Origin of the sequence: Nocardia sp. NPDC058705 (assembly GCF_042749305.1) — a bacterium.
Taxonomy (GTDB): Bacteria; Actinomycetota; Actinomycetes; order Mycobacteriales; family Mycobacteriaceae; genus Nocardia.
The window spans coordinates 166,723-192,482 of the sequence record NZ_JBHYRN010000002.1 but is presented as its reverse complement, the minus strand read 5'-3'; the positions used below and the strand labels follow the sequence as shown (position 1 = coordinate 192,482).

The following is a 25,760-nucleotide window of genomic DNA, read 5'->3' as shown; positions in this document are numbered from 1 at the left end:
ATCAAGTGGCAGTCGAGATGTTCTACGACGACGACGCTGACCTGTCGATCATCCAGGGCCGCAAGGTCGCCGTGATCGGTTACGGCAGCCAGGGCCACGCGCACTCGCTGAGCCTGCGCGACTCCGGCGTCGACGTCCGCGTCGGCCTGGCCGAGGGTTCGAAGTCTCGCCCGAAGGCCGAAGAGGCCGGTCTGACCGTCGGCACCCCCGCCGAGGTCTCCGAGTGGGCCGACGTGATCATGGTGCTGGCCCCCGACACCGCCCAGGCGTCGATCTTCACCAACGACATCGAGCCCCACCTGAAGGACGGCGACGCGCTGTTCTTCGGCCACGGCCTCAACATCCACTTCGGTCTGATCAAGGCTCCGGCCAACGTCACCGTCGCGATGGTCGCCCCCAAGGGCCCCGGCCACCTGGTGCGTCGTCAGTACGTCGACGGCAAGGGCGTGCCCGCGCTCATCGCCGTGGACCAGGACCCGACCGGCGAGGGCCAAGCCCTGGCGCTGTCCTACGCCAAGGCCATCGGTGGTGCCCGCGCCGGCGTCATCAAGACCACCTTCAAGGAAGAGACCGAGACCGACCTGTTCGGTGAGCAGGCTGTGCTCTGTGGTGGCACCGAAGAGCTGGTCAAGACCGGCTTCGAGGTCATGGTCGAGGCCGGCTACGCCCCCGAAATGGCGTACTTCGAGGTCCTGCACGAGCTCAAGCTGATCGTCGACCTCATGTACGAGGGTGGCATCGCCCGCATGAACTACTCGGTCTCCGACACCGCCGAGTTCGGTGGCTACCTGTCGGGCCCGCGCGTCATCGACGCCGGCACCAAGGAGCGCATGAAGGCGATCCTGACCGACATCCAGGACGGCACCTTCGTCAAGCGTCTGGTCGCCAACGTCGAGAACGGCAACACCGAGCTCGAGGGCCTGCGCAAGGCCAACGCCGAGCACCCCATCGAGGTCACCGGCGCCAAGCTGCGCGGCCTGATGAGCTGGGTCGACCGCCCGATCACCGAAACCGCGTAAGTTTCGTCGCACCCTGAAAGGCCCGTTCGCCACGCGCGAACGGGCCTTTCAGAATCTCTGCGTAGCCTCGATTCGTGACCGAGACAACGCCGGGGCAGCGGCTCCGGCTCGCGTTCGAGATGTATGGATTCGGCGTGCAGGTCGAGACCAGCAGCGCGTGCGGTTGGTTCCAGTGTTTGCCCAACTGGGCGCGCGCTGCACCTCTGGGGCCAGGGCGTGATCGGCTGAGTGGCTACAGGAGATGAAGACGTCCGAGCCGCGGGTGGCTTCCCAGGTCGCAGCGTATCGTAATTACCTGCCCGACAGTATGTTTCAGATCTGACAGACCCGCTGACGGCATGGCGCCGCGCTGGCCCGACGCTGTTTTGATGAAAAGCTGGACACCGGGGCGTTGGTCGCCCATGCTGACGCAGGTGACCAATGTGTATGCGGCCATACAGGTTTGGGGTGGACGGTGGCTGTCACGGAATCGGTCGAGTCGACCACGACAACCCGACGTCTTCATCTCCTACAGCCACCGAGCCGATCACGATCTCGCGCCCGCAGTGCGCACCGGCCTCGCCCACCTCGCGCGCCCGTGGACCCGCACGCCCGCGCTGAAGGTGTTTCTCGACGAGAACGACCTCACCGCGACACCGACTCTGTGGCCGGACATCGAGAAGGTACTCGGCGATTCCGGGTACTTTCTGTTGCTGGCCTCACCGGAGGCGGCCGCGTCGGGGTGGGTACGCGACGAAGTCGAATACTGGCGTCGACACAAGGATCCCAGCCGGTTCCTCTTCGCGCTGACCCACGGCACCGCGCCACAATGGGACGCCGACACCGCGGACTACGACTGGGACGCGACCGATGTGCTGCCGGATGCCTTGCGCGGCTACTTCACGCACGAGCCGAAATGGGTCGACCTGCGCGACGGACGATTCGATCGGCCCGATCTGCGTGATCCACGGTTTCAGGACGCGATAGCGACCCTGGCCGCTCGAGTCCACGGGCGCAGCAAATCCGATCTGGTCGGCGAGGACATCCAACAGCAGCGAACCTTCGAACGGCGTCGCAACGCCGCCGTCACCGGGTTGGTCGGGTTGCTGGTGGTGGCGATCCTGGCCGGAGTCGGGCTGTTCTTCCAGGTGCGCGAAACACGGGAACAGCGGGACGCCGCCGAACTGCAGGCACGGATCGCGACCTCCAGGGCGCTCGCGGCCCAGGCTTCGAACCTGATCGGCGACGAAGACGATCTGGCGTATCTCTTGGCGTTGGAAGGGCTCCGGCTCGGTGTGACCAGGGAACCGGTCGATGCCTTGAACCAGGCCCTCGCCAACGACCGACTGGCGCGGTCACTGCGCGGCCACCGCGGCGCGGTGTCGTCGGTCTCGTTCAACGCGGACGCCACGCTGGTGGCCAGCGGCGGTTGGGATTCGACGGTAAGGGTGTGGGACGCGCGGTCCAGTCGACAGCTGCGGCAACTGGAGGGCCACAGCGGAGGTGTCTCGGCCGTCGCCTTCAGTCCGAGGGATCCGGTGCTGGTCACCGTGGGCAACTCGTCGGACGCGATCGTCAAGGTGTGGAACACCGAAACCTGGGAGCAGGTGGTGCCGCCGTTGCCGCAGGCAGGCAGCGTCGGTTTGCTTGCCTTCAGTCCGGACGCGACGCTGCTCGCCACTGCGGGCGGTGGCGACTCGGTCCGGTTGTGGGACACACGGACCTGGACCGAGCTCAGCGATCCGATGATCCACCCCGGCGGCGTCACCGCGTTGGCTTTCGGCGCGGACGGCACCCTGGCCACGGGTGGGGCGGACAAGGACGTGCGGTTGTGGAATCCGAACACTCGCCAACAATTGGGTGATCCGTTGCCGGGCGACAGTTGGGGTGCGTCCGGGGTGACCTCGCTGTCGTTCAGCCCGGACATGCGGTTGCTCGCCATCGCCGACAGCAACCTCTTCGGCACCGTCACCTTGCTGGATCTCGCTACCCGCACCGCGACCGGTGACCCGTTGCAGGGGCACTCGAGTGTCGTGCCGAAGGTGGCGTTCAGTGCGGACGGTCGATGGTTGGCGACGGCGAGCTGGGACGGTGACGTGCGCCTGTGGGATCCGATCAAAAGACAGCAGATCGGCGAACCGCTGACCGGCTACGACAGTCCGCTGTTCGCCGTGACGTTCAGCGCAGTCGGCAGGCGGCTGGCGATCGGTACCGGCGACGGCTCCGTGCGGTTGCTCGATCCGGACAATGTGCAGGAGGTCGGCGGGCTACTCCGTGGTCACCGTGACAGCGTCACCGGTGTCCAGTTCAGTGGCGACGAGGTGGTGACTGCCGGGCTGGACGGGACCGTGCGACGCTGGGATCCGAAAACCGGCAAGCCCGCGGGCAAAGACCTCATCGGCGCGGGCGATCCGTTGCCTCCTGGCCAGATCTTTCGTACCGACGATTCGCGCAAGGGACACCACGGAGCGGTGACGGCGATGGCCATGCGCCCTGGCGGCACGCTGATCGGCGCGCTCGGACTGATCGAGGAGGACGTGTGGATCTGGGATGTCGAGAACGGGAACAAGCTCGTCAAGGAACTCGATGAGAAGGGTGTCGAGGCGATCGCTTTCCATCCGAGCCGAGATGTCCTCGCCGCTGGGTCGGACGGCACGGTCCGACTGTGGGACGCCAGGACGGGCCGACAGCTCGCCGGGTCGCCGATCGCGGACGCCGGCACGGTGTCGGCGCTGGCCTTTCATCCGCGTACCGGGTTGCTCGCCGTCGGCGGCTTCGACGGTTCCGCGCGGGTCTTCGACATCGACACGGGCAAGCCGGTCGGTCCACCGATGAAGGACAGCGCGGGAAAGATCGAGGCGCTTGCCTTCGACCCCACTGGGGAACGCCTGGCGGTCGCGGGTGCGGTAGTGCAATTGTGGGACCTGCCCTCCGGGAAGGCGCTCGGGCCACCGATGCGTGGTGAAGCCGGTGGGATGAACTCGGTCGCCTTTCACCCGAGCGGAAAGTTGTTGGCCACCGGCGGTGACGACAACATGGTTCGTATCTGGAACGCGCGGACTCAACAGCAAGTGGGCGAGCCTCTGCGCGGGCATTCCGGCCCGATCACGGCATTGGCGTTCCATGCGAACGGCGAAACGCTGGCCACCGCGAGTGACGACGACACCGCCAGGGTGTGGGGTCCGGCGCTGTGGATTCGTGAAGCCTGTCGACGGGCCGGTCGCAATCTCACCGAGGCGGAGTGGGATCGGTATCTCGGAGACAGGCCGTACACACGAACCTGCCAGGAATTCGACGCGGGCGAGGGAGCGGAGCCGAACGCCGGGACCGGCTCGGCTTATCCCACGCTGCACGACATCTATCTCGGTTGAGCCGGAAGTGACCGTGAGTCTCACCGGTGCGATGAATTATATTGCGATGCAAGCTGATCGGACGGTCGGATGTGAACGACAGCGTATTCTCGGCTAAGCCGTTGTGCTTTGTGATCATGCCCTTCGGCACCAAAGGCGAAGCCACTTCGGCGATCGAGTTCGACCGGGTGTACGAGGCGATCGTCAAGCCCGCTGTGCAGGACGCGGGCATGGCCTGCCTGCGTGCCGACGAAGAGCAATTCGGTGGGTTCATTCACCGAGCGATGTTCGAGCGGTTGATGGTATGCGACTACGTGGTCGCGGATCTGACGCAAGCCAACGCGAACGTGTACTACGAGCTCGGAATCCGTCATGCCCTTCGGCCATGGAGCACCGTGCTGATCTCGGCAGCGGGATTCCGATTGCCCTTCGACCTCGCTCCTGAGCGAGTCCATCGGTACGAGTTGGATGCGGCCGGATGCCCGAGCCACCAGGAGGTCGACCGCGCCGTGCTGACGAAACAGCTACGGCTCGCGCGCGACGAACAGCGTACCGACAGCCCGTTGTTCGAGCTGTTCACCGGGCTGACAGCGCCCAAGCTCTCGAAGTCCGATCTCGAGGCCTTCAACGACCGCTTCGAAATCTCCGAAGCGGTCCGTCGGCAACTCGACGAGGCACGTGAGGCGGCGCGCACCGATGATCTTCGTGGACGTGAAGAGGCGGTTGAGCAGATATCGCGGGTCCGTCGAGCTCTGTCGGACCTACACGGTTACGACGAGAGCCTGTTGATCGATCTGTTGCTGGCCTATCGGGACTTTCGAATGTGGCAGGAGATGATTGACCTGGTCGAGGACCTTCCGCCCTATCTCGCCCGCAGTGTGACCGTGCGCGAGCAACGGGCCTTCGCGCGAAATCGATTGCAGCCGGGAAGTATCGTCGCCGAGAACGAACTGCGGGAGCTGTGTCAGGAGTATGGCAGCAGTAGTGAGACCCTCGGTCTTCTCGGCAGAATCTACAAGGATCGATGGTCCGCCGCGCAGGGCACGCCGCACGCGCGCGGGTACCTCAGGCTCGCGATCGAGACCTACGCTGCCGGGTTCGAGCTCGACTGGCGCGACTACTACCCTGGCATCAACGCGGTTCATCTGCTGTGGATCGATGATCGAAACAGCAAGCGCCTCGCGCAGTTGCTTCCGGTGGTGGAGTACGCGGCACGAGCCCGAATCGCCCGAGGTGGGGCAACGTATTGGGATTACGCCACCATGATCGAACTCTCGATCTACGACGGCAGAATGTCCGATGCGCTGGAATGGCTGGACCAGGCGCTCGGCACAACGCCCAGCGATATGGAAAAGGAATCGACCTACACCACGATCCGGCGATTGCGTAGTCACTGTAAGGGTGACGACGAATACTGGGACGCGCTGATCGAAGGGTTGGCTCATGAGTCGCATGGGCTCGCGGATCAGCCGTGAACACACGAAGTATGGTGTGTCGCTAGTGAATTCGACAGAAAGAGTGCTGTGCCCCCGCCCACTATCACCACCCTGATTTCGCTGGACGCGATCGACGAGTCCTTGCGAAGGACCACGCTGTCGTCCGGTCGTCCGGTCCTCGTGCTGGTCGGCGGTGCCGCCGGGCTGCCCGTCGACGCGGACAGTCCGCTGGCCTGTCTCCTCGTCGAGCACGTCGTGCCGATGGTCGAACAGCTCGGCGCGGTGGTCGTCGACGGCGGCACCGACGCGGGTGTGATGCGCATGATCGGTGATGCGCGGCGCTCGGCGGACGCGACTTTCCAACTGGTCGGTGTGGTGGCCGAAGGCACCGTGCGGTTACCCGGAGCGCCACCACCTCGAAGCCCCGATTGGGCGCACGTCGAGCCAGGGCACACCGACATCGTGCTGGTACCGGGCTCGGAGTGGGGGGACGAGTCACCGTGGTTGGCGGCGGTGGCGACGGCGATCGCGGGCAGCGCGGGCTCAGTGACGCTGCTCGTCAACGGCGGTGCCATCGCCTATGTGGATGTGCTCAACAGTTTGGCCGTGGGTAGGGCGGCTGTCGTGCTGGCGGGATCGGGTCGAACGGCCGACGAGATCGCCGACGCGAGGGCGACCGGGACGAACGACCGTGCCGTGGCGATCGCGGATTCCCCACTCACCACGGTCGTCTCGATCGCGGATCCCGTTGCCGTCGCGGCTGCTCTTCGTGTTCGGCTGGTCGAATCCGCCGAACGCGAATAGCTATTTCTGCGACTCGTCGGCGTCTTCGTACAGCGCGACCCATGACAACGTCTCGGCGGCGATGATCGCCTCGGTGCGATCGGCGAGTGCCCGCTTGCGCCCGCCGTCACAGTAGGGCCCGGACTTGGCCATGTAGAGGAACTTCTCGCGTTTGAGCGCCTCCGCAGTGGCCCGATAGCGAATCCAGTTCGACTGCCACTGAAACAGCTGCAAGGCTCCCTCGGCCGCCACGACGGTAGCCGCGATGGTCGCTGTGACGACAGCGGGGGCGGCCAGCGCCACGACCGGGAGCAGTGCGCCGATCACGATCTGCGCCAACTTGATCCGCTTGTATACGCGCTGAGCAGCCGCGGCCTTGGTGCTGTACCACGTCAACTGTCCGGTCAGACGTTCCCAGGCGACATCATCGTCGCCGTGGTCAGGGCGGACCGGGGTGTCGATCTGGGTGCTCATGGTTTCTCCCATGGGACCGCGAGAGGGATCGCCGCCGTCCCGGAAAGCGACGGTTCGGTCCAGTCCTGTTGCGGCAGAGTGGATCAGCTGTGCCGTCGAGAATAGACGACCCACGGCTGGCGTGCGGCCGAAACAATCCCGATGTTACCGGCCGGAACGACACCCACCGCGGTGGCATAGCTCGTACTATGCCGATGAAATCGGTTGCACAGGAACGTTTTCCGTTCGACTCGACCTGCGGGGGTCACTGTCAGTGATGCCGCGAAGCGGGTAACCTCGATCGCCCGCTACGGCGGCGCCGATATCGTCGAGTGGGCCGGACTCGTCGACCAGGCCTCGAAGTGGAGGCGAGGAGGCGAAGCCGAGCCGCCGGATTCGGATTCCGTTGCCGTGAGGTAGCCGTGAAATGGTCGCCGCACAGTGATCCTGCGGTGCTGGAAGTGCACCGCAGGTAGTGGGAGACTTGCTCGATGACGACGGTTGAGGATTTCGATCTGCAGGCGGCGCAAAACGGTAAAGCGGCTCGGAAGCGGGTTTCCCGATCCGAACTGGGGGAGTGGAAGGCGGAGCCGGGGCGCGAGGACCCGGTGGGGATTCTGGTGAAACAGAATGCCAAGCGGGTGCAGGAGCTGGTGCCGATCCGGATGGCGCGAATGGCGGTATCGCCGTTCACGTTTCTGCGTGGTGCCGCGGCGGTGATGGCTTATGACCTGGGCTGTCAGCGCGATACCGGGCTGATCGTGCAGCTCTGTGGTGACGCGCACCTGGCGAATTTCGGGCTCTTCGGCACTCCGGAACGCAACCTCGTCTTCGACGTCAACGACTTCGACGAGACCCTTCCCGGACCGTTCGAATGGGATGTCAAACGGTTGGTCGCCAGTGTGGCGGTGGCGGGGCTGGTCAACGGATGTTCGGAGAAGCGGGCGGCGTCGGCGGCCGAGGCGACCGCACGCGGCTACCGGGAGGCCATCGAGGAGCTGGCCCAGCAGGACAGTCTCGAGATCTGGTACGAGCGCGTCGACGCCGACCAGGTCCTCACGTTGATCACGAAGAAGAAGCGCCGCGAGCAGGCAGAGAAGACCATCGCCGCGGCCCGCAAGCGCACCAGTCTGCAGGCGCTCGACAAGCTCACCGAACCCGATTCCGACGGCATTCCCCGGATCAAGAGTCAGCCGCCACTGCTGATGCCGATGGAAACCTCGGACGAGAAGATCGTGAAATCCGTGCTCGCCGAGTACCGCCGCAGCCTGCCCGACCAGATGCGGGTGTTGATCAACCGGTATGTGATGGTCGATGCCGCGGTGAAGGTGGTCGGGGTCGGCAGCGTGGGGACCCGGTGCTACATCGTGCTGCTGATGGACAAGGAGTCCGGCACCCCGCTGTTCTTGCAGGTGAAGGAGGCCGATATCTCGGTGCTCGCGCCGTATCAGAAGCCGAGCCGCTACCAGCAGCAGGGCCATCGCGTGGTCGCGGGCCAGCGGCTGATGCAGGCGGCCAGCGACATCTTCCTCGGCTGGGCCACCGGCCCCGCGGGCGTCGACTTCTATTGGCGTCAGTTCCGCGACATGAAGGGTTCGGTCAATATCGAGGACCTGTCCCACCACCAGCTCGCCAACTACGGCGCGCTGTGCGGCGGCGTCCTGGCCCGCGCCCACTGCCGCTCCGGCGACCCGATCGCCATCGACACCTATATCGGCAGCAGTGACAAGTTCGACAATGCCCTGAGTGATTTCGCGATGTCGTATTCGGATCAGAACGCCGCCGACTACCGCCTGCTCATCGCCGCGATCAAGGACGGTCAGGTGGAAGTGGCCGATAACCCGTACTGAGCGGTGTCGCGCGCCGACCGGTACAGCGCGATCCCGATGGCGAACAGCCACAGCATGGTGAGCCCGCCGACGGTCGCGGTGGTGCCCCACCCGTTGGCGGCATAGAAGTCGGCCGGGGTGTTCCCGAAGAACAGCGACGGTACGAACGCGAAGTTCACCGCCGCGAGTGCCCAGCTGCTCACGATGCACCAGCGGGGAAGTAGCCGCCCGGCCGCGACCGCGAACGCCACCAGGAACAGCCCTTCCAACAGTCGCGCGACAGTCCCGTACAGGACGTAGGTCCCGGTGACGGTGATGGTGGGGTCGATCGGCTCCGGCGCGGCGATCACCGCCCCGATCTCGAGTCCGGTCGACACCAGAACAACGGTGAGCCAAGCGGTTCCGGCCGTGGCCGCCAGCGATCCGAACCATTCCCGTTCCGGGTCACGGTGTTTCACCAGGTAGGCGACTCCGCTCATGAACACGATGAACAGCGTGGTCCCGATCAGTCCGAGCAGGCATCGGGTGAGGACATTCGCGTCCGGTGGTGCGCCCGCGTAGACGAAGTACAGCGGAAGTTCGATCAGTGTGCAGCCCGCACCGGCGAAGGCTGCGGCACCAGCGATTCGCTGAATCTTGTTGACGTCCATAGCGATCAGCCCCTCGTTCCCGGCGATGTCGTCCGGGCCGTATTAGTATAATACTTAAACTATAAGCCATATGCTAACCTCTGGGAACCCCCGAACGAATGAGGAGTTCGTGCCAAGGAAGCGACCTGAAAAACCGGTTCACCTCAACCTGTCGGATCTGTCGGCGAGTGACCTCGCGGCGATCCGGCGATTCCAGCGGCGCGAGACCGAACCTGCTCCGGTGCGCGCCGGGCGTCCTCCGGAACTGGACGTCGATCGCATCGTCCGCACGGCCATCGCGCTCGCTGACCGCGACGGGATCGCCGGTGCCTCGTTGACGAAAGTTTCTGCGGCGCTGGGTGTCACGCCCATGTCGCTGTACCGCTACGTCGAGTCCAAGGACGGTCTGACCGACCAGATGGCCGACGCCGCTTTTGGTCTACCGCCTGCCGCCGATATCGAGTGGCGTCCGGCCCTGCACGGCTGGGCGACTGCGCAACTCGGCGTGTTCGCCCGTCATCCGTGGCTCGCGCAGATCCCGATCAGCGGTCCGCCGCGTGGTCTCAACGCGCTCGCCTGGATGGACGCGGGTCTGGCCGCGCTGCGCGACACCGGCCTGGACTGGGGCGCCAAGATCGGGGTGATCACCGTGATCGGCGGCTACGTCCGGCAGGCTTTCGTCACCGGCCGAAGCCTTGCCGAACGCCGTCTGGTCGACCAGCTCGACGAAGCCGCCTCGCTGCAGGGGTATCAGCTGGAGGTCTTCGCACGGCTGGACCGGAATCGTTTTCCCGAGGTGGCGCGCCTGTTCGCCGATCAGGCCTTCGCCGACGTCCCGTCGGACCGGAAGTCCGCCGACGCCGATTTCGCTTTCGGCCTCGACCTGATTCTCGACGGCGTCGACGCCGCGATCCGCCGCTGAAATCCCCACCTATAATGATTACTGATGAGTAACTTCTTTGCCTCGGTGGACCAGGTGACCGACCGGCTCACGGCCGCGGGCTACCTGCCGTCCCTCGACATCGCCACCGCGGTCTTCCTTGCCGACCGCCTCGGAAAACCCGTACTCATCGAGGGGCCCGCAGGCGTCGGCAAGACGGAGCTGGCCAAAGCCGTCGCCGCCGCGGTGAGCGCCGAGCTGATCCGGCTGCAGTGCTACGAGGGCGTCGACGAGGCGCGTGCGCTCTACGAGTGGAACCACGCCAAGCAGCTGCTCCGCATCACCGCCACCTCCGGCGAGGACTGGGGCAGTACCCGCGACCACGTCTTCACCGAGGAGTTCCTGCTCGCCCGCCCGCTGCTGGCCGCGATCCGCAACCCCGACCCCACGGTCCTGCTCATCGACGAACTCGACAAGGCCGACGTGGAACTCGAGGGCTTGCTGCTGGAGGTCCTCGGCGATTTCCAGGTGAGCATCCCCGAACTGGGCACCGTGAAGGCCCTCCGCAAGCCGTTCGTCATCCTCACCTCCAATGCGCATCGCGATCTGTCCGAAGCGCTGAAGCGCCGTTGCCTGTATCTCCATATCGACTATCCGACAGCGGAATTGGAGAAGGCGATCGTCGCCCTCAAGGTGCCCGAACTGGATGCGGCACTGGCCGAACCGGTGGTGGCGACGGTGAGCGCACTGCGGCAGCTCTCCCTGCGCAAGGCGCCGTCGATCGCTGAAACCGTCGACTGGGCAAAGACTTTGGTGGCGTTGAGTACTCGCACGCTGACCGGCTCTGTGGTCCGTTCGACACTCGGAGTCCTGCTGAAGTACCGGTCCGATCACCGGGTGGCCATCGAGCGGCTGGGCCTCGACGAACAAGACGACAGTGTGCCCCGATGATCCTGCGGCACACCGATTGTCACCGGGGCGACTGCGCGGTGAGTCACCGATGACGCGGAGCGCCCCACCGCAGTCCGCTCTCGCCTCGACCGGCGCCCGCCTCGTGGACTTCGTCACCCTGTTGCGCGAGTACAACATTCATGCCGGTCCCAGCGAAACCATCGACGCCGCAGCCGCAATCGTCGCCATGAACACCACCGATCCCCGTCTGCTGCGCTCCGGCCTCGCTGCCTGCCTGCTTCGCCGCAACGGCCAGCGTAAAGTCTTCGACCAGCTCTTCGACCTGTATTTCCTCGGCGTAGCGCTGCCATCCCCGAGCCCGAGCGAGAGCCCCGAGGACCTGCGTGAGCGCCTGATCGCCACCCTTGTACAGGGTGAGGACACCGCCGAACTGGCCCGCGAAGCGCTCAACACCTTCGGCGCCTACGGCGGCGCGGGGGAAACCGCGAGCCGAGTCACCCAGGCTTCCGGCGCGGGCTGGTCGTCCTACCTGACGATGAAATCGCTACGCCCGGACGAGATCTCCGAAAAAGTCGCCGAAACAATGGGCGGCACAGGCCAGTTCGATACGGCGGTGCGCACCATCGAGGCCCGCCGCCGCGTCGACCAGTTCCGCTCGGACGTGCAAACCGAGGCGCGCCTGCGTTCGGCCGAACTGCGCGGCACCGACTACATCGCCCGCCGCGGCGTCGAGAACTCCGCGGACCGAACGGATTTCCTCGGCGCCCGCGAACAGGATCTCGCCGAGATGCGCCGCCTCGTCCACCCCCTGGCCCGCAAACTCGCGACCCGGCTGGCGGTGCGTCGCAAGAAGGCCGTGCGCGGCCAGATCGATCTGCGCCGGACCCTGCGTCGTTCGATGGCCACCGGCGGCGTTCCCGTCGACCCCGTGCTACGCGCCCGCAAACGCGGCCGCCCCGATCTCGTTGTGCTGGCCGATGTTTCGGGCTCGGTCAGCGGCTTCGCCGAGTTCACCCTGCAGTTGGTGCAGGCCCTGCAGGACCAGTTCAGCAAGGTCCGCAGCTTCGGTTTCGTCGACACCTGCGCCGAGATCACCCAGTACTTCACCCCCGGCGAATCCCCGCCGCCCGGCTTCGCGCGCGACATCGTCCGCGACGGTGGCGTCGCCCGGTTCGGATCCAGCAACTACGGCGAGGTCCTGCAGGGTTTCGTCGACCACTACCTCGACGCCGTCGGCCCGCGCACCTGCGTACTGATCCTCGGCGACGCCCGCACCAACCGCACCGACCCGAATCTCGCTGCCCTGCAAGCCATTACCGAGCGTGCGAAGGCGGTGTACTGGCTCAATCCGGAACCCGCGCGCTCGTGGTCGACCGGCGACTCGGCTGCCGAGGACTACACCGACATCGTCACCATGCACGAATGCCGCAATGTCGCCCAGCTCGCTGAAGTGATCGGCCGCCTGCTCCCCGCCTGACTGGCGTAATCGACCACTTGGCCCCTCCAGAGCAGTTTTCTGATTCCGGTGCGACGAATTGGTCGTTTACGCCGGGTGCGGTCATCCGATTCACCGGTACTGGGTGGTCCCTGCCGATCCGCGCGAATTGCTGACGAGTTTCGCGAAGCACTCGTCGACGGGGATCGCCCTGGCATCACACCAGGCGTTGGCCGAGTCCGGGTCGCTGTAGGTGGTTCCGGCCAGGGTGATCCACCAACCCTGCAGGTCGAAGGTGGCCCAGTCGTCACTCCAGACCAGCCGCGCCCCCGGATACTGTGCGCGCATCCGTTGGTGTTGGGCGAGGATCTCGGCGCTGGTCCAGTTCACCATCCGCCCGTCGACATCGGGTGCGACCAAACCCGGCTGTTTGGCCGAAAGCTGAGGCACCCACCGGTTGGCTATCCCCGAGCTGACGAACGGTTGGTCGGCCGCGGCTTGGGCGCGCAAACTATCGAGCGCACCGGCTTGGGGATCGGCCGGGACGGGCGCGGGCTCCGGGCCCGGAGCAGGCGCGGGCCCGCCGGGCACCGTCGCTGGCGCGGAGGCCGCGATGGTGGCGGCGGTGGGGTTCGGGGCGGCTGAAGTCGAGTTGCGGTCGCGTTGCACGAGGATGATGCCTGCCGCGATCACGCCGACCGCCAAGGCCGCGACAACCACCAACACCCCCAGAATCCACGGCCACGGTGACGGCCGTTGCGGCGGTGGCATGGCCTGCTGGTATCCGGGATAACCGGGATAACCCATGTTCGCCTCCGCTCTGAGCAGCGGCCGAACTTGTCCCGTCAGGCGCTCGGTCGCCCGTGCCTGCTGAGTAGTCTATGACCGCTCAGCAGGCAGTTCGGGTTCCGTTGCGCAACCGACATGCGCGGATCAGGTGGTGCTCAGCCGTACGACGGCGTATTCGCGGCCGGCTTTGGCCTGATACTTGTCGTAGCGCGGCTGGGCGGCGGCGATCTGCTCCCAGGCCGCGGTCCGCTCGGCGCCGTCGAGCACGTGGGGGGTCACCGCGACGGTGTCGCTGCCGGGTAGCTGGACAGTCGCCTGATCGGGGTGTGCCATCAGGTTGAGGAACCAGTCCGGATGGCCGTTCTTGCCGCCGGAGGCGACGAGCAGCCAGGACCCGTCGTCGCCGGGGAACCAGCTGATCGGGGTGTCGCGCGGCTGCCCGCTGCGGCGGCCGATGGTGTGCAGGATCAGCACGTCCATCCCCATGAAGGTGCCGTTTCCGCCACGGATCTTGCGGTTCATCCGGTTGTTCATCCGGTGCTGCATCCAACGAGAGAATCCGGTGTGCTGCTGGGTGGTGATCTCGGTGATTCCTTTCGAGTGAGGGAGCTTCAGCCCCAGACGCCTGCGATCTGACGAGTGGTGGCGTTGAGCCGGTTGAACATGTTGGTCACGCCGATCATCAGCACGATCGAGGCGAGCTGCTTCTCGTCGAAGTAGCTGGCCGCGTTGTCCCAGACCTCGTCGGTGACCGCATCGGGACGGTCGGCCATCCGGGTGGCGGCTTCGGCCAGTTCGAGGGCGGCCCGCTCCTCGTCGCTGAAGAAGGGAGTCTCGCGCCAGGCGACGACGGTGGCGAGGCGCTCTTCGCTGACGCCGGCCTTGCGTGCGGTGGTGGTGCCGCCGAACACGCAGGCCGCGCAGCCGTTGATCTGGCTGACCCGCAGGTGCACCAGCTCGAGAAGTTCGCTGTCCACACCGCCGGTCTCCACTGCCTTGAGCACCTGCTGGATCGGGCCCATCGCGTCGGTGAGGATCATGGCCGGGTTCTTCATCCGAGACTGCATGTCGTTCTCCTTGTTCGTTGTTCTCCGCTGCTTGCGGTGTGACTCAATAACAGCCCGTGGCGCGCCGGAACTGAATGGCTGTGGGACACTGTGGGACAGTCGAAAACGGCTGTGACCACGGTCTTGTCGGTCGCAAGAAATCTGTTTCGGGCCGGGACAATGGAGTGCAGAGCAGTGGTTGTGCAACAGCAGACGGCACGGGCGTACCCGCAGGACGAGCTCGCCTCGCGCCTGCGCCTGATCCAGGAACTGTCCGGCCGGGGTGTGCGTGCCCTGGCCCGTGACACCGGTCTGAGCTCGTCGTCGCTCTCGCGCTATCTCAGCGGCCAGACGGTCCCGCCCTGGCCGGCCGTCCTGGAACTGTGTCGCCTGGTCAAACGCGACCCGCGCCCGCTGCGCCCGCTGTGGGAGCGCGCCAACAACCCGCTGCCCGCCCCGCCGAAAACCAGCCGCCAGATCGCCCCGCCGAGCCCACCCGCCGATGCCCCACCTCCCCCGCGCAACGACCTACCCCGCGACGTCCCCGACTTCACCGGCCGCGAACAAGCACTGGCCGACGTGCTCGTCGCCGTCCGTTCCGACCGAGTGGTCGCCATCGACGGCATGGCGGGCGTCGGCAAAACATCCCTCGCCGTGCACGCCGCCCATCAATTCACCGCCGAATACCCTGACGCCCAACTGTATTTGGACCTACACGGCTTCACCGACGGCCGCCGACCACTCGACCCCGATGCCGCCATCCGCGCGCTGCTCGCCGCCCTGCAGGTGCCCTCGGAGAAGGTGCCCCAGGACGGGGGAGTCGAACTGCGAGCGGCCGTGTGGCGTTCGGAGCTGGCCCGGCTGCGCGCTGTCGTCGTGCTCGACAATGCCGCCGACGCCGCGCAGGTCAGCCACCTGTTGCCCGGTGCGGGGGAGTCGGTCGCGATCATCACCAGCCGCAACCGGCTGCTCGAACTCGACGAGGTCGTGCCGGTGACCCTCGACGTACTCACCGCCGAGGAGAGCGCTGAACTGTTGGCGCGCGCCAGCGGCGATGCGCGCACCGGCAGGCTCGCGAAAGAACCCGACCAGACCGCCGAAGTTCTGCGCCTGTGCGGCAATCTACCGCTGGCTTTGCGTCTTGCCGCCGCCCGGCTCCGGCATCGACCGGGCTGGTCGATCGGCATCCTCGTCGAGCGAATGGCCGAGGGCGCAAGCGAATTCGACACCGCGTTCGGCATGTCGGTCCGCCAGCTCAATCGCGACCAGCGCCGCCTGTTCCGGTTGCTCGGCCTGATCCCCGGCTCCACATTCACCGACTACGTCGCCGCCGCCGTCGCCGATGTGCCGCTACGCACCGCCCGCACCATGCTCGAAGACCTCCTCGACGCCCACCTCGTCGATCAACCCGCGGACGGCCGCTACCGCCTCCACGACCTGGTCCGCCAACACGCCCGCCAGGCCACCGCCGAACACGACACCCCAGCCGACCGCGATCGCGCCCTGCACCGGATCCTCGACTACTACGTGCACGCCGCGGCCGCCGCGGACGCCGCCATGCCGTTCCTCTCGCCCACCCGCGCGGTCTCCGCGGGTGCACCCCCCGCCGAACTCCCACACTTCCCCGGCCGCGACGCCGCGTTCTTCTGGTACGTCAGCGAATACACCAACCTGATGTCGGTCTTCTACGCCGCCGTCGAGGCAGGCGCCGACGCCCACGTCTGCGAACTCCCGCGCTTCATGCGCACCTTCTTCGCCCGCCGTTGCGGTACCACACATCTCAACGCCCTCTTCGAGCAATCCCTCACCGCCGCACAGAATCTCGGCGACCCACGCCAACTCGCCGAGGCCCACAGCGACCTCGGTTTCGCCCGCTACAACGCAGGCCGCATGACCGAAGCGGCCGCGGCCTACGCCGCCGCCGCACCCCTGGTCGCCGAAGCGGGCGACCCGTTGCCCCGAGCCGAACTGACGATGCGCTGCGCCCAATTACGTTGGGACGAAGGCAATATCGAAGAACCCCTGGAACTGTTCCGCCAGGCCCGCGACCTCTACACCACCAGCGGTTGCCCCACCAGCGCCGCCGACGCAATCGCCGGCGAAGCCTGGGCCACCCTCCAACTGGGTCACCGCGACCGAGCCGCCCAACTGGCCCGCGAAGCCATCGCAGTCCACCCGTCCCAACAGGCCCAGATCACCCTGGGCGTAGCGATCGCCGCCGACGAGCCCGAAGAAGCCCTCTCCCACCTGAATACCGCGCTGACCCTGGCCCGCGAAGACGGCCACAAACACAACGAAGCCTGGTGCCTGAACTGCCGAGGCGTGGCCCTGCGCGAAATGGGCCGCTACGAAGAAGCCCTGACCAGCCACCGAGAAGCCTTCACCCTCCTCGACGCCCTCTTCGAAGACCACTGGAAGATCCACTTCCTCAACAGCTACGCCGAAACCTGCCGCCTCGCAGGGCTTCCGGACCGGGCTCTGGATCTCTATCGCCAAACTCTCACCCTGGCACCACAACTGGGCCACCGCTTCGAAGAAGCAAAAGCCCACCACGGTCTCGCCGACATCCTCGAAGAGTCAGACCCGACCGCCGCCACCGAACACAGAGCGGCAGCCGAGTCCCTCTTCGCCGAAATCACCCCATCGACTTAGCGCCGTCCAGGGATTCCCGGATGATGTCGGCGTGGCCGGAGTGCTGGGCGGTCTCGGTCATGATGTGCATCAGGGTGCGGCGCGCGGTCCAGCGGCCGCCGGGCTCGAACCACGGTGCCTCGGGCAGGGGCTGACTCGCGTTCAGGTCGGGGAGGGTGCGCACGAGCTCGTCGGTTCGCGCCGCGACCTGGTCGTATTCGGCCAGTACGCCGGCGAGGGTCTCGCCGGGCAGCATCCGGAAGTTGTCGCCCCACTCGGCGAGCTGCTCCTCGGTCATCGATGCGAAATCCGGCGCTTCTGCGGGCCCGTCGGTGATGAACGAAGCCCAATTCGCTTCTACCGCAGCAACATGCTTGATCAGCCCGCCCAGGCACAGCTCGCTCGCGGTCGTGCGCAGACCAGCTTGCTCGTCGGTGAGGTCGCGGACGGTGAAGCGCAGAAAGTGCCGGTGCTTGGCCAGCATCTCGAGGATGTCGGTGCGTTCGGTGTCGATCTGTGTGGAAGTCATAAACCCAAGGTAGAACCCATTGCGGCCAGTTTCTGTCCGCAATTGCGGGATACTTGAAATATGGCCGACACGAGCGCACGCACCCTCCGTCTGCTATCGCTGCTGCAGACCCACCGCTACTGGCCCGGCACGGAACTCGCTGAACGCCTGCGTGTTTCGGCTCGAACCCTGCGCCGCGACATCGACCGCCTGCGCGAACTCGGCTACCCGGTCGACGCCCGCCCCGGCGTCGACGGCGGCTACCAACTGGCCGCGGGCGCCGCCATGCCACCCCTGGTCCTCGACGACGACGAAGCCGTAGCCATCACCGTCTGCCTGCAAGCCGGCTCCCAGGGCGCGGGCGACGGCCTCGCCGACCCGTCCATCCGCGCCCTCGGCAAACTGGTCACCGTCCTACCCGCCCGCCTACGCCGCCGCGTCGACGCCCTGCGCGCCATGACCGAATCCACCGCCTGGACCGCCGTCCCCCTCTCCGACGTCGACCCCGCCATCCTCACCGACCTGGCCATGACCTGCCGCCGCGAAGAACGCCTCACCTTCACCTACACCGCCGCCGACGCTCGAACCAGCACCCGAGAAGTAGAACCCCACCGCCTCGTCTCCCTCGGCCGCCGCTGGTACCTCGTCGCCTACGACCTCACCCGCCACGACTGGCGCACCTTCCGCGTAGACCGCCTCACCGCCTCCGCAGCCACCGGCACCCGCTTCCGTCCCCGCACCCTCCCAGCCCCCGACGCCGCCACCTTCGTTCGCAACGCCATCGGCGCCCGCCGCTCCGGCTACACCGTCACCGCCGAAATAGAAGCCCCCGCCACCGACGTCCACACCCGGGTAGGCCGCTGGTGCACCATCACCGCCCTCCCCGCCAACCGCACCCACATAGAAATGACCGTCGACGACCTCCACTGGCCGATCCTGTTGCTGGGCAGGATGGAAGCGGATTTCCGGGTCCTCGGGCCGCCGGAACTGGTTGCGCAACTGCGGGATTGGGGAGACCGGTTCAGCCGCGCAGGAACGCCGTGACGATCGGGCGCATGCGAATCGAGCAGAAACGTGCTCCCGATCTCGTGCATTCGCTGCCGATTGTCGCGCTCCCCGTCAGCCGAGCACCGTCCGCTCCAACGCGATATACCTATCGCATGAATCTCTCCCAGCTGAGCTCGGCGATCGAGGCAGCTGTCTCCCAACACCTCAACGAGCTCGGCCGAGCGCACGGACTCCTCCCGCTGACCTGGTACGTCGCCCCGTCGGTGACCGACGACGACCACATGGAGGCAGTCCTGTCCGTCGAAGGCCAAGTCGGAAGCCATCTTTCGCAGCATCCAGGCTGGGTGGTCGACCAATGGGCCAACGCCCTCGGGCTGCGCCCGGTGCACTTCCCCACGGCGGGAGTGCACGCGATGGAAGGCCTCATCGAGCCCGCGCCCGACGAGTACAGGTTCGAGATCCGAGTTTGGGGCGTCGTAGACCCGGCCGCTCTACACGCCCAAAGAGATTGGGGCAGATGGCAGGCCTAGCCCGATACCGCCCTTCTGCCTCCGTTGACAGACCTTAGTTGAGAGCTGTTGCTCTGCAGCAGTTTACGGTGATAGCTCCATCGGGGGATGAGTCGTGATCTCAGCGTGAGCTGCTAACCTCCTGACAACCCGCGATCGGCGGGAGCGAGCGTGTGGGGGATGTCCGATGCGGGCTGTGTACTGGCTGCTGTTCGGTGTGGTGATCGCGATCGGCGGCTTCGCGAACAGCTACGACAAGTTGACCGAGACCCGGGCGTCGTGCGGCTACCAGCAGATGAGCCACAGTGACAGCTGTCAGGAGATCGACGGCTCATCGGTGCGGGTGCGTAGCTACGCCGAGCAGCGGTCGGCCAATCAAAGCGAGGGTGTGGTATCGCTGGTCGTCGGCCTTGTCGCGCTGGTGGGGACCGTGATCTATCTGATCATCGTAGTTGGACAGCGAGTCGAGACCCGCCGGAGGGCCTGACCCGACCTGTTCGGCCGCGGGTGAAGTCGCTGCGTCAGCTGTTGCGATACCGCCCCTGCTGCCGACGCTGATAGAACAGCAGATCCACCTCCACCGGCTCGACCAAAGCCGTGATCTCGGCCAACCGAGTGTCGTACCGAAGCTCGGTGATGCACCGATGCAAATAGGCCCGCCGCTCCGGCCCCAACTGCGCCCAGATCGCCCCGAACCGCGACTGCCCCCGCTCCCCGGACACCGCGACCAGATCGAGTAACGCAGGCCAGCAACCGGTTTCGGTCGCCCGGGCTGGTAACTCCGACACCGCGGACTCCGACAACAAAGCCAGTGCGGACCCCACCGCGCCGCGAACGTCGTCGTCCATCCGCGCCATCAACGTGAACAGTCCACGCCAACTCTCCGCATCCGCCCGCCCGTCCATCGGCGCGACCAGATCGACCCCCACATCCGGATCGCTGAACACCGGATTTCCCACCAACGTCCACAACCCCAACGGCGTGAGATACCCAGCCAGCGTGAGGAATTCGGGCACCGCACCCAGTGCGAGCGCATTGCGCACCAACCGCGCGACATCACTCGGCTCCGCCGTCCCGAACAGAATGTCACCAACCCGCCGGATCACATCGGGTGCACACCGCGAAAACACCGACAGCGCAGCATGTTGCAGATCGGGCGACCCCGCCAGCACCGTCTGCGTCATCTGCGGAATCCGCCGATGCGGCCCGTCGAGCAGCTGACGAACAACCGCGCTGAGCACCTCCACGTCATAGGAGAACGCAGCCGAGAAGATCAGCCCCGCATCATCGCGCACCCCGGCTTCCACCGCGGCGATCAATTCCGTTGTGGCACACGCCAAGAACGGTCCAGCCGTCACATAATCGCCCCGCCGCAACAACTCGTTGACGATCGCGACGATCGGCCCCGGCGCCATCTGATCGGCCAACTGCTCGATGGCCCGCGGATCCAGGTAGGGCGCACAATCGGCCGCATACCCCGCCTGCAGCATCGCCAACGTCTCCGCCGCCTTACCCGGATGATCCAGGCCAACCGACCCCGCCGCCCGCCCCGTCATCATCGGCGGAACCAGCTTCTGCACCAACGGAATCGAGATCGTCAACGGAATGAACGGAACCAGCGCACTGATCCGCCGAAACATCTCCGTGTGCTGATCGAACAACACCCCCGCGATCTGCTGCTGCAATGCATGTAACCGATCGGCCCCCAGATACCGCAGGTGATCCAACCGCTGCGGATGAACATGCAACGTCCGAGCCAGCAGAATCAACTGCGCCCGAGTAGTAAGGTCGGTCATCTGCCGCCGAACATGATCTTCTTCGTCACCTTGCGCAACGGCCTCGGCAACGCGGAAACCATCGAATCGATGGACTTGTCCAACGCCGCCGCCTCGAACGTACTCGCGGCCCGCATCAACTCGAACAAATCCCGAGCCTCATCGGCTGGCAGCTGCTCCAACGCAGGCAATGTCTGCGGCAAGCCCCCATCATGGTCCCCTCTGACAGACATGCGGCAGCTCCTGAGTACGCGATCCTCTACCCCGAGGGTCCCCCTTCCCGCCACCCCGCGCGACAACTTCGCCGAATCACTGTGCACGGCAACGAAAACCACCCCCGAAGTACATGTGAACAGCCGTACCGTCTTTCTGGTGTACGACGTAGTTCGGAGCGGGGATGCGGCTGGCCGCGCCTGAGCCGAAGAGGTCTATACATAACTGGTTATTGCTTGTCAAACAAGTCAATGTAGTCTGTAGTGAAGTCGGTTGTAGGCCTCGATTTCGCTGTGGAGAAGGGAGGGTGAAGTGGAACCGGACGTGCGGCGTGACCTGCTGCGATTGCTACAGCGTGCAGGTGTGAGGGTGGCGAGCGGCGAGCCAGATCTTCTCCTCGTCGCCCCGGACGACACCCCTCGGCCGACCGCGCTGAAAATCCAGACCCGCGACAGGCTGATGCCCTCCACACTCCGACGCCTGCAGGAGCGTGACCGCAATATCCCCAGCTCGGTGGCTTTGCTCTACGCGGCGAATGCTGCGGCCGCGCCAGTTGTCGCCGCCGCAGAGGCCGGGGAATTCGACCTCGTGCTCGCGGATCCGCCGATGGTCATCATCAACGGGTCAGTGCTGCTGAACGAGTCGCCACCGCGACATTCCGGCCAGCGCCACCGTGTTGCCTGGCAGCGTCTGGCGGTCGAACGGGTTCTGGCGATCTCGGAACGCCCGATGACTCAGCGCGATATCGCCGCTGCGACAGGGGTGACCCAGCAGGCGGTCTCAGCGGCGATGCGATCGAACAGCAACATCACGCACACTCCGAACGAAGGCTGGTCCGGCACTTCAGAATTGCTGGAGGTGTGGCTGCGCGAGTACCCCGGCCCGCGAGGAACTCAGACGCATTGGTTCGGTCTCGACGCCCCCACCGAGCAATACCGTGTGGCCCGGGACTTGTTGAGCGAGTTAGCGGTTGGTTCGGTACTCACCGGCGACCTGGCGGCAGATCGATACGCACCCTGGATGCTGCCGTCTTCGGTCAGGCTGTACGTTGACGACATCGTCGACTTCACGGCGGCCGGATTCTCGCCCGCCGACTCCGCTGACGCGACGATGACAATCGTGATGCCGGATGATCGCTCGATCCGAACCGTGGCCGCGCACCTCCGCGGCGAGGCCCCCGTCGACGGCCACCTCGTCGCCGACCCGGCGATCATCCTGTGGGATCTACTGCACAACAGCTCCGACCCGACTTCGACGGAGGCAGCTCACGTGGTGCGTACAGCGATCGACAAACATCGGGCTGGGTAGCCGGTGACCCCGATATCCGCTCGGATATCCATCGCTTCGACCAGCAACGCCTCAGATCTAGGGTATTTGGCACTGGCCGACGTAGCAGCGGCGGCACGAGATCTGGGCGAGCCGGATTGGCGTGTCATCGGCGGACATATGGTGCAGACGCTGGTCCACGTCTACCCGACCGAGCTCGCGGTCGTCAGGGGCACTGCGGATGCCGACGCTGGGGTGAGCACGCAGATCGCGGCCAGCCGGCACTTCCACGACCAACTCCTGTGCCGTGCCTATTCGGACACCTCGGGCAATCGGTATGAGCGGAAACCTCCTGACAGCCATGATCGTGCCGGTGAGAACACGATGATCACCGTGGACCTCCTCGTTCCCTCGTCAGGTCCGCAGCGCACGGTCATCATCGGCGGCCGTGGTTTCGACCCCGGGCCAGGTTTGGGCTTGGCGTTGGCCACCGCCCCGTTGCGTGTAGACGTCACCGTTCGCATGCTCGACGGAGGTCAGTGCCTCGAGTTCGCCATCCTGGTTCCCGACGTCGAGGTTGCGGTCGCCCTCAAGGCGTTGGCGTGGCAATCACGACGTGCCGACAAGGACCTCATGGATCTCGCCTCGTTGTTCGAGATCGTCAACGAGCACCGAGCAGGACTTTCCCAATGGGCACTGGACCGGGCACCGCTCATCGGAGTCCGCCTGGACGCAGCTCGCGCACTCGGGCTGCTGCTCGTGATGCTCGACAAGGGGCGGGTCAACCGATCGCTGTTGCTCAACCAGCCGCCCTCCAGACTGGCAACCCTGATTCGCAAGCATGTGCAGATCACCTCTGTGTGAGGATCGGAGGTAGCGCTGACCTCTGTGTCATGCGGTCGATTCGACCAGCCGGCACCCATTCGGCCATGTCGTCCAGTATCCGCACGATGCCTGCGTGGCCTGCCTTTGAGCGCTATTCTTGGTGGGGTTGCAGTCATTGTGGCGGGCAAGGGGGCAGCGATGAGGAGCGAACCGGATCGCGGTACGCACACCTTGCTGCGGACGAATCGCCTTACCTCGGTGGAGTTTTGCGCAGGTGCAGGTGGGCTCGCGCTCGGTTTGGAGCAGGCCGGTTTCGATCCTGAACTCCTGCTCGACAACCGTGACGTGGCGTGCGAAACCCTGCGAGCGAACCGTCCCGATTGGAACGTCCTGCACAAGGATCTACTCCGATTCGAACCCAGACTCGAACTGCCGCGACACCGAGAAATCGACGTCATTGCCGCTGGACTTCCGCGGGTGAAGTCGGCAGCTACGGCATCGCGACCCCGGGGTAGTAGCTGGGAGTTGGAGCTCTTCGAGACGACCGCGCGGCTGACGGTGGAATTGCGACCGCGGGCATTGTTGATCGAGAACGTCCCCGACCTGCTGAAACGCGACGAATACGAGTCGAGCCGGACCCGCGTCGCCAAGAATCTCGAGGATGCCGGGTACGACTGCTGTTGGTTGTTGGTCGACGCCTGTGATTTCGGTGTTCCGCAGCACCGCGAGTACGCCGTGATGGTTGCTCTGCGCGACGGCGGGGTCAACACATTTGTGGAGAGTCTGCGTCCCATCCCGCCGGCGCCCGGTCTGACCGTAGGAGCGGTCCTGCGGGGATCCATGAGTGCGCGTGGGTGGCCCGCAGGCAACGGAGTGGGCTGCCCAAGCTGACGGGATTTCGCCGACGATCGTGGGCGGCTCGTGGGATCGCGGTGGCGGCGACCTGGGTCCGCAGGGTTCGGTTCGCGCGTGGGCGAAGTTCGGCGTCAATGGACGAGCGCTGGCCGATGACGTGCCATCGGCCGACTTCGTCTGGGACCCGAAGCTGGGTACTGACCACATGCTGAAGCTCACCGTTGATCAAGTGGCCGCGCTCCAGGGATTCCCGCCGTACTGGACGTTCGAAGGTCGAAAGACGGCCAGGTATCGCCAGGTCGGCAACGCAACGCCGCCTCCGTTCGCGCATGCGCTCGGCGGCGCATTGAGGTCAGCCCTTTCACCTCGCTAACTCGCGGTTTCCCGGGCCCCCTCGCTCTCGCTAGGATCTCGTGTCATGCCCACTGACCAACGCGAGCCGTCGCTGCCACGCTGCGCGGACATGGTCGACCTTTTCGCCGGACCAGGTGGGCTGGATGTTGCAGCGCGTTGGCTGGGTCTTGATGTCTACGGGTTCGAGTGGGACCGCAATGCCTGCGCGACCAGGGGTGCCGCGGGCTTGAACGATCGCCCTCACGATGTGCGTCACTTCGGACCGCAGGACGTACCGGGCGCGTGGATTCTCGCTGGAGGCCCACCTTGCCAGACCTTCACGGTCGCGGGTTCCGGGGCAGGCCGCAAAGCGCTGGACGAGGTACTGGACTTCGTCGACCGCATGGGTGCCAACGACAACGTGTCCGAAGATCTTGCCGGTCTCGAAGACGAGAGGACTGGTCTCGTTCTCGAACCGCTGCGGTGGGCTCTCGAGGCGTACCATCGCGGCGACCCATACAAAGTTATTGTGCTGGAACAAGTTCCGGCAGTCCTGCCCATTTGGAAACGTATGGGCAGCGTGTTGGAAGGAATCGGCTATCGAGTCACCGCCGAAGTCTTGCGCACCGAACAGTTCGGCGCACCGCAGACGCGTAGGCGCGCCATCCTGATCGCGAGACTGAGAAGCGAGCCAGAACTGCCGACCGCGACTCATCGTCCCTATCGCAAGGGCGTTGACCGAGCGGACGGTGACGCGACGTTGCTGCCTTGGGAGACGATGGGCGCCGCGCTGAATCGCGGCTACGACTTTCAGGTCATCTCCAACTACGGAACTGGCGGTGACCCGAAGGTGCGCGGGCGTCGCAGTTCGTGGCAACCCTCGGCAACCGTCACCGGGAAGGTCTCGCGGAACCAAATCGTCGACAGCACCGGATTTCCTTGTCCCCGCTTCAGTCTCGCCGAGGCTGGTCGGTTGCAGACTTTTCCGATCGACTATCCCTGGTCGGGCAGTGATGTCGCGCAGCAGATCGGCAACGCGATTCCCCCTGTTCTGGCGCTGCACGTGCTGTCTGCCGCACTGGGGAGTCAGGTGAGCCACGAGGAAGCGGTGAAGGTCGTCGACCGTCCGTGGACCGACACCCGTGACTCGGCTCCACTCGATCACCTACAGCGGATGGGCCTGCTGTTCAGCTGAGGGTGTAGCGAACCGCCGTTGCCCACCGATAGCCCACATCGACCGGATAACAACTATCGGACTCACTTCCAACTGGTCGTACCGAGCCGATACTGTTACCCG

Annotated in this window: 25 protein-coding genes; 17 read left to right on the top strand and 8 right to left on the bottom strand. The window is 65.7% G+C overall.

The window, feature by feature from the left end; translation table 11 throughout:
- Nucleotides 1-17: 17 nt before the first annotated feature.
- The 4 genes from ilvC to ACFW6D_RS04030 all read left to right on the top strand — a co-directional run bounded on the left by ilvC (nucleotide 18) and on the right by ACFW6D_RS04030 (nucleotide 6,588).
- Nucleotides 18-1,019 (top strand): ketol-acid reductoisomerase, encoded by a 1,002-nt coding sequence (gene ilvC / locus ACFW6D_RS04045; protein WP_379233794.1) that lies wholly within the window; start codon nucleotides 18-20, stop codon nucleotides 1,017-1,019.
- A 413-nt stretch (nucleotides 1,020-1,432) separates the two neighbouring features.
- The gene (locus tag ACFW6D_RS04040; RefSeq protein ID WP_379324530.1) at nucleotides 1,433-4,369 is read left to right on the top strand and encodes a toll/interleukin-1 receptor domain-containing protein; all 2,937 of its coding nucleotides are present in this window, start codon (nucleotides 1,433-1,435) and stop codon (nucleotides 4,367-4,369) included.
- 71 nt (nucleotides 4,370-4,440) lie between these two features.
- Entirely contained in the window at nucleotides 4,441-5,823 is a 1,383-nt protein-coding gene (locus tag ACFW6D_RS04035; RefSeq protein ID WP_379324528.1) for a TRAFs-binding domain-containing protein, read from the top strand.
- 48 nt (nucleotides 5,824-5,871) lie between these two features.
- Nucleotides 5,872-6,588: a hypothetical protein gene (locus tag ACFW6D_RS04030; RefSeq protein WP_379324526.1), complete on the top strand. Its 717-nt coding sequence runs from the start codon at nucleotides 5,872-5,874 to the stop codon at nucleotides 6,586-6,588.
- Here the strand turns inward: ACFW6D_RS04030 and ACFW6D_RS04025 are convergent, their stop codons facing one another.
- The gene (locus ACFW6D_RS04025; protein ID WP_379324524.1) at nucleotides 6,589-7,041 is read right to left on the bottom strand and encodes a DUF4231 domain-containing protein; all 453 of its coding nucleotides are present in this window, start codon (nucleotides 7,039-7,041) and stop codon (nucleotides 6,589-6,591) included. It abuts the gene before it with no gap.
- Nucleotides 7,042-7,511: 470 nt separating this feature from the next.
- Between ACFW6D_RS04025 and ACFW6D_RS04020 the strand changes: the two genes are divergently transcribed.
- Nucleotides 7,512-8,870 carry a DUF2252 domain-containing protein gene (locus ACFW6D_RS04020; protein WP_379324522.1) on the top strand — a complete coding sequence of 453 codons (1,359 nt, stop codon included), beginning with the start codon at nucleotides 7,512-7,514 and terminating at the stop codon, nucleotides 8,868-8,870.
- On the opposite strand, the gene ACFW6D_RS04015 is transcribed toward ACFW6D_RS04020, so the two are convergent.
- Entirely contained in the window at nucleotides 8,840-9,499 is a 660-nt protein-coding gene (locus tag ACFW6D_RS04015) for a hypothetical protein (RefSeq protein WP_379324520.1), read from the bottom strand. The genes ACFW6D_RS04020 and ACFW6D_RS04015 overlap by 31 nt on opposite strands.
- 109 nt (nucleotides 9,500-9,608) lie before the next feature.
- On the opposite strand from ACFW6D_RS04015, the gene ACFW6D_RS04010 reads away from it, so the two are divergent.
- Genes ACFW6D_RS04010 through ACFW6D_RS04000 form a run of 3 tightly spaced genes read left to right on the top strand, consistent with a single transcriptional unit; the run spans nucleotide 9,609 to nucleotide 12,747 of the window.
- Nucleotides 9,609-10,400, top strand: coding sequence for a TetR/AcrR family transcriptional regulator C-terminal domain-containing protein (locus tag ACFW6D_RS04010; RefSeq protein WP_379324518.1), 792 nt, complete (start codon nucleotides 9,609-9,611; stop codon nucleotides 10,398-10,400).
- Between the two features lie 24 nt (nucleotides 10,401-10,424).
- Nucleotides 10,425-11,309 carry an AAA family ATPase gene (locus ACFW6D_RS04005; RefSeq protein ID WP_379324516.1) on the top strand — a complete coding sequence of 295 codons (885 nt, stop codon included), beginning with the start codon at nucleotides 10,425-10,427 and terminating at the stop codon, nucleotides 11,307-11,309.
- 49 nt (nucleotides 11,310-11,358) lie between these two features.
- Nucleotides 11,359-12,747 carry a VWA domain-containing protein gene (locus tag ACFW6D_RS04000; RefSeq protein ID WP_379324514.1) on the top strand — a complete coding sequence of 463 codons (1,389 nt, stop codon included), beginning with the start codon at nucleotides 11,359-11,361 and terminating at the stop codon, nucleotides 12,745-12,747.
- Nucleotides 12,748-12,837: 90 nt separating this feature from the next.
- On the opposite strand, the gene ACFW6D_RS03995 is transcribed toward ACFW6D_RS04000, so the two are convergent.
- From ACFW6D_RS03995 to ACFW6D_RS03985, 3 genes are all read right to left on the bottom strand, one after another.
- On the bottom strand, nucleotides 12,838-13,512 hold the full coding sequence (locus tag ACFW6D_RS03995) for a hypothetical protein (RefSeq protein WP_379324512.1): 675 nt from the start codon (nucleotides 13,510-13,512) through the stop codon (nucleotides 12,838-12,840).
- Nucleotides 13,513-13,638: 126 nt separating this feature from the next.
- A complete protein-coding gene (locus tag ACFW6D_RS03990; protein WP_379324510.1) occupies nucleotides 13,639-14,040 on the bottom strand; it encodes a nitroreductase family deazaflavin-dependent oxidoreductase in 402 nt (133 codons plus the stop codon).
- A gap of 65 nt (nucleotides 14,041-14,105) precedes the next feature.
- Nucleotides 14,106-14,561 (bottom strand): carboxymuconolactone decarboxylase family protein, encoded by a 456-nt coding sequence (locus tag ACFW6D_RS03985; RefSeq protein ID WP_379324509.1) that lies wholly within the window; start codon nucleotides 14,559-14,561, stop codon nucleotides 14,106-14,108.
- 174 nt (nucleotides 14,562-14,735) lie between these two features.
- Between ACFW6D_RS03985 and ACFW6D_RS03980 the strand changes: the two genes are divergently transcribed.
- A complete protein-coding gene (locus tag ACFW6D_RS03980; protein ID WP_379324507.1) occupies nucleotides 14,736-17,192 on the top strand; it encodes a tetratricopeptide repeat protein in 2,457 nt (818 codons plus the stop codon).
- Here the strand turns inward: ACFW6D_RS03980 and ACFW6D_RS03975 are convergent.
- On the bottom strand, nucleotides 17,176-17,700 hold the full coding sequence (locus ACFW6D_RS03975; protein ID WP_379324505.1) for a DinB family protein: 525 nt from the start codon (nucleotides 17,698-17,700) through the stop codon (nucleotides 17,176-17,178). The genes ACFW6D_RS03980 and ACFW6D_RS03975 overlap by 17 nt on opposite strands.
- A 60-nt stretch (nucleotides 17,701-17,760) precedes the next feature.
- On the opposite strand from ACFW6D_RS03975, the gene ACFW6D_RS03970 reads away from it, so the two are divergent.
- The 3 genes from ACFW6D_RS03970 (at nucleotide 17,761) to ACFW6D_RS03960 (ending at nucleotide 19,683) form a co-directional block, all read left to right on the top strand.
- Entirely contained in the window at nucleotides 17,761-18,723 is a 963-nt protein-coding gene (locus ACFW6D_RS03970) for a helix-turn-helix transcriptional regulator (RefSeq protein WP_379324503.1), read from the top strand.
- 116 nt (nucleotides 18,724-18,839) lie between these two features.
- Complete coding sequence (locus tag ACFW6D_RS03965; protein WP_379324501.1) at nucleotides 18,840-19,217, top strand: hypothetical protein; 378 nt, start codon at nucleotides 18,840-18,842, stop codon at nucleotides 19,215-19,217.
- A gap of 166 nt (nucleotides 19,218-19,383) precedes the next feature.
- Entirely contained in the window at nucleotides 19,384-19,683 is a 300-nt protein-coding gene (locus ACFW6D_RS03960; RefSeq protein WP_379324499.1) for a hypothetical protein, read from the top strand.
- A 34-nt stretch (nucleotides 19,684-19,717) separates the two neighbouring features.
- Here ACFW6D_RS03960 and ACFW6D_RS03955 read toward each other — a convergent pair whose 3' ends face one another.
- Nucleotides 19,718-20,992 (bottom strand): hypothetical protein, encoded by a 1,275-nt coding sequence (locus tag ACFW6D_RS03955; RefSeq protein ID WP_379324497.1) that lies wholly within the window; start codon nucleotides 20,990-20,992, stop codon nucleotides 19,718-19,720.
- Nucleotides 20,989-21,204 (bottom strand): hypothetical protein, encoded by a 216-nt coding sequence (locus ACFW6D_RS03950; protein ID WP_379324495.1) that lies wholly within the window; start codon nucleotides 21,202-21,204, stop codon nucleotides 20,989-20,991. The genes ACFW6D_RS03955 and ACFW6D_RS03950 overlap by 4 nt, the downstream gene beginning before the upstream one ends.
- 343 nt (nucleotides 21,205-21,547) lie before the next feature.
- Here ACFW6D_RS03950 and ACFW6D_RS03945 point away from each other — a divergent pair, with 343 nt between their 5' ends.
- From ACFW6D_RS03945 to ACFW6D_RS03925, 5 genes are all read left to right on the top strand, one after another.
- Nucleotides 21,548-22,492, top strand: a complete 945-nt coding sequence (locus ACFW6D_RS03945; protein ID WP_379324493.1) for a type IV toxin-antitoxin system AbiEi family antitoxin — start codon at nucleotides 21,548-21,550, stop codon at nucleotides 22,490-22,492.
- 138 nt (nucleotides 22,493-22,630) lie between these two features.
- Nucleotides 22,631-23,314, top strand: coding sequence for a hypothetical protein (locus ACFW6D_RS03940; RefSeq protein WP_379324491.1), 684 nt, complete (start codon nucleotides 22,631-22,633; stop codon nucleotides 23,312-23,314).
- 159 nt (nucleotides 23,315-23,473) lie between these two features.
- A complete protein-coding gene (locus ACFW6D_RS03935; RefSeq protein WP_379324489.1) occupies nucleotides 23,474-24,166 on the top strand; it encodes a DNA cytosine methyltransferase in 693 nt (230 codons plus the stop codon).
- Complete coding sequence (locus ACFW6D_RS03930) at nucleotides 24,126-24,503, top strand: DNA cytosine methyltransferase (protein ID WP_379324487.1); 378 nt, start codon at nucleotides 24,126-24,128, stop codon at nucleotides 24,501-24,503. Before ACFW6D_RS03935 ends, ACFW6D_RS03930 begins: the two co-directional genes overlap by 41 nt.
- Before the next feature lie 45 nt (nucleotides 24,504-24,548).
- Complete coding sequence (locus ACFW6D_RS03925) at nucleotides 24,549-25,658, top strand: DNA cytosine methyltransferase (protein ID WP_379324485.1); 1,110 nt, start codon at nucleotides 24,549-24,551, stop codon at nucleotides 25,656-25,658.
- Nucleotides 25,659-25,760 lie beyond the last annotated feature (102 nt).

Bases quoted from the DNA above. Each gene is read 5' to 3' on its own strand.
- ilvC (WP_379233794.1), top strand. From the start codon at position 18: ATGTTCTACGACGACGACGCTGACCTGTCGATCATCCAGGGCCGCAAG.
- ACFW6D_RS04025 (WP_379324524.1), bottom strand. From the start codon at position 7,041: ATGAGCACCCAGATCGACACCCCGGTCCGCCCTGACCACGGCGACGAT.
- ACFW6D_RS04020 (WP_379324522.1), top strand. From the start codon at position 7,512: ATGACGACGGTTGAGGATTTCGATCTGCAGGCGGCGCAAAACGGTAAA.
- ACFW6D_RS04015 (WP_379324520.1), bottom strand. From the start codon at position 9,499: ATGGACGTCAACAAGATTCAGCGAATCGCTGGTGCCGCAGCCTTCGCC.
- ACFW6D_RS04005 (WP_379324516.1), top strand. From the start codon at position 10,425: ATGAGTAACTTCTTTGCCTCGGTGGACCAGGTGACCGACCGGCTCACG.
- ACFW6D_RS04000 (WP_379324514.1), top strand. From the start codon at position 11,359: ATGACGCGGAGCGCCCCACCGCAGTCCGCTCTCGCCTCGACCGGCGCC.
- ACFW6D_RS03995 (WP_379324512.1), bottom strand. From the start codon at position 13,512: ATGGGTTATCCCGGTTATCCCGGATACCAGCAGGCCATGCCACCGCCG.
- ACFW6D_RS03990 (WP_379324510.1), bottom strand. From the start codon at position 14,040: ATGCAGCACCGGATGAACAACCGGATGAACCGCAAGATCCGTGGCGGA.
- ACFW6D_RS03985 (WP_379324509.1), bottom strand. From the start codon at position 14,561: ATGCAGTCTCGGATGAAGAACCCGGCCATGATCCTCACCGACGCGATG.
- ACFW6D_RS03975 (WP_379324505.1), bottom strand. From the start codon at position 17,700: ATGACTTCCACACAGATCGACACCGAACGCACCGACATCCTCGAGATG.
- ACFW6D_RS03970 (WP_379324503.1), top strand. From the start codon at position 17,761: ATGGCCGACACGAGCGCACGCACCCTCCGTCTGCTATCGCTGCTGCAG.
- ACFW6D_RS03965 (WP_379324501.1), top strand. From the start codon at position 18,840: ATGAATCTCTCCCAGCTGAGCTCGGCGATCGAGGCAGCTGTCTCCCAA.
- ACFW6D_RS03960 (WP_379324499.1), top strand. From the start codon at position 19,384: ATGCGGGCTGTGTACTGGCTGCTGTTCGGTGTGGTGATCGCGATCGGC.
- ACFW6D_RS03955 (WP_379324497.1), bottom strand. From the start codon at position 20,992: ATGACCGACCTTACTACTCGGGCGCAGTTGATTCTGCTGGCTCGGACG.
- ACFW6D_RS03950 (WP_379324495.1), bottom strand. From the start codon at position 21,204: ATGTCTGTCAGAGGGGACCATGATGGGGGCTTGCCGCAGACATTGCCT.
- ACFW6D_RS03940 (WP_379324491.1), top strand. From the start codon at position 22,631: ATGGTGCAGACGCTGGTCCACGTCTACCCGACCGAGCTCGCGGTCGTC.
- ACFW6D_RS03935 (WP_379324489.1), top strand. From the start codon at position 23,474: ATGAGGAGCGAACCGGATCGCGGTACGCACACCTTGCTGCGGACGAAT.
- ACFW6D_RS03925 (WP_379324485.1), top strand. From the start codon at position 24,549: ATGCCCACTGACCAACGCGAGCCGTCGCTGCCACGCTGCGCGGACATG.